The sequence below is a fragment of the Muribacter muris genome (assembly GCF_001038205.1).
Lineage (GTDB): Bacteria > Pseudomonadota > Gammaproteobacteria > Enterobacterales > Pasteurellaceae > Muribacter > Muribacter muris.
Map to the genome: position 1 here is coordinate 1 of NZ_JWIZ01000105.1, position 2,121 is coordinate 2,121.

The window sequence follows — 2,121 nt, forward strand, 5'->3', positions numbered from 1 at the left end:
TTGCCCCGCTATAATGAAGCTGATCGTCTTCCAACCAAACTTCACCGCCGCCCGTGATACTGGCACTAATACCCTCAATATGAGCCGGGTCGGTGAGGGCATACCAACCCGCTCCGTGCGTGGTGGCAATAGGCTGCCCTTCTTCGTCAGTAGTGAGCGCCGGGTCATCAAAACGCAGTTCGTTAAGATTGAATTGTTTTAGCATATTATGTCTCCTTTAAGTCATCTTGGTGTGCGGTAGTCTGCACTAAGCGGATAACTGCCATTGTGCGACTTCCGCTTCGATATGTTGTAATGCATCAAGGGTCGTTGCCTCTTTTACCCGCTTTTCAAATGCTTGTTTGACTGACAGCATTTGCCCCATCATTGCGGCAAAATATTCAGCCTTTTGAATAATCCGCCCGCATAAATCTGCCATATCTTGATAGTTGCCGACCATTGCCGAGAGCATCGGCGTTGGGGTACTGTTATCAGCCAACCACGCCCGCGCTTCTTGTTCTTGACGGTAGAAACTGTCAATCTCCGTTTGCGGATAGCTCGCCAATTTTGCCGCTTTCAAGCGGTCGGTTTGGTCGGAAATTTTGCGAAGTAGGCGGGCTTTCTCCTCATCGAGCATTATCAATTGCTGCGTTTCATCGGCGACCCATTGCACCCCATTCCAAGTGTGGTAGGCACTCGGCGTAGGCTCAATCAGCCTCGGCTGCCCGTTTTCATCGCTGACGATGTGTTTACCGGTCGCTTGTCCGTTAAGTAATTCAAGATAAACTTCATCTGAAATAGCAACGGCTTCTTGGGGTACATCACTAAACCGGTCATCGTAAAAGCCGTTTTGATAATAAAACATTGTCATTATTTCCATCTCCCGATTGCTAAAAATTGAACCGCAATGTCTCCTTGTCGGTTTTGCCAAAATTCTTTTAATTGGTAGGCACATTGCGTGCCGCTACTTTGCCATTTATAAACACTCACCACACCGCTCCAATCATTACTAGCCGATTTATAGTGAATTTGTGCAAAGGTCATTGGCACTTGTGAGAATGCGACCGCCCAAGTAAACCGTTTGACCTCGTTATCTTTGCCGCCTATATCGTGTTGCTCGACAAAATAAGTCTGAATCATTGTGCCGTCAGGGTAACGGCGGATTTCAAAGTTACCGATTTTTTGATAGGTGAAATCTTCAACTAATGCCGTTACACCGCTTTTTTCCGGTGTGGTAATCACATAATGATTTGCCCCACTTTCGGTGTTTCGCCGGATAAGCGCAAATCGGTTATCGTTGCTTTCTATCAACATTCGGTCATTGCGTGTCGGGCGGTCAATCATTATGCCGCCATAGTTATTCGCGGTGGCTTTAAGGTAACTGTCGCCCCAATGATTAACTTTGTTCTCACCCACGTAAATGTCTTTATTCGTATAAACTTTGTCGGCTTGCAGACTGATATGGGTATTATGTCCATAGCTACGTAGCACAATATCGTTACTTGTGCCGTTTGCCGTGCCGATAAACCAGTTATTTGCGCCGTTGCGTTTACCCCGCACAAAGCTCTCTGCCGCATCAATCTCTAATGCGCCGGTGAGCGTCCCGCCTGTCCGCTTAAGGCAATCCACCCCGTCAACCTGTCGCCATTCATTCCAACCTTCCGAACCTCGACCCCGCACATAGATTTGGTTACTTTGGAAGGTCGTATAGGTTTGCTGCACTTCATAGGCGGACGGCTCGACACGCAGGGTACCGGCTTGATTAACGGGATAATTGTTAGCGGTGGTGGCATTACGATTAAGCGATTGACGGTAAAGACCGACCTGCATCACATCGTTTAAATTCTCCTGTGCAAGCGTACCGACCTTGAAAATACTGTCGGTCAGCACTTCAAACGGTTCTGCCCACTCACTCATATTTTTGGCCTGTTGAACCATAATGCGACCGGCTGCAATCCCGATACGGTTAATTGCATAACTCCCCGATGCCTCCGACCAGCTTTTGTTAATCATCATCCAGCCGTTACCACTGCCGTTAAGTAGTGCCTTAGTGGATAACCCCATCACACTTTGTTCGGATAATTCTGAAGGGCGTGCATCTTGATAACTTACCGAACCGCCGGCAATATTTGAGCGCAGATT

3 protein-coding genes are annotated in these 2,121 nt (G+C 47.8%); all 3 read right to left on the reverse strand.

The window, feature by feature from the left end; all coding sequences use genetic code 11:
• A partial coding sequence (locus RO21_RS11695) for a hypothetical protein (protein ID WP_047977958.1) occupies nucleotides 1-205 on the reverse strand: 205 nt, incomplete at its 3' end.
• Nucleotides 206-247: 42 nt separating this feature from the next.
• Nucleotides 248-850 (reverse strand): hypothetical protein, encoded by a 603-nt coding sequence (locus tag RO21_RS11700; protein ID WP_064774268.1) that lies wholly within the window; start codon nucleotides 848-850, stop codon nucleotides 248-250.
• On the reverse strand, nucleotides 850-2,121 hold a 1,272-nt coding region (locus RO21_RS12260), incomplete at its 5' end, for a pyocin knob domain-containing protein (RefSeq protein ID WP_479494812.1). The genes RO21_RS12260 and RO21_RS11700, both read right to left, overlap by 1 nt.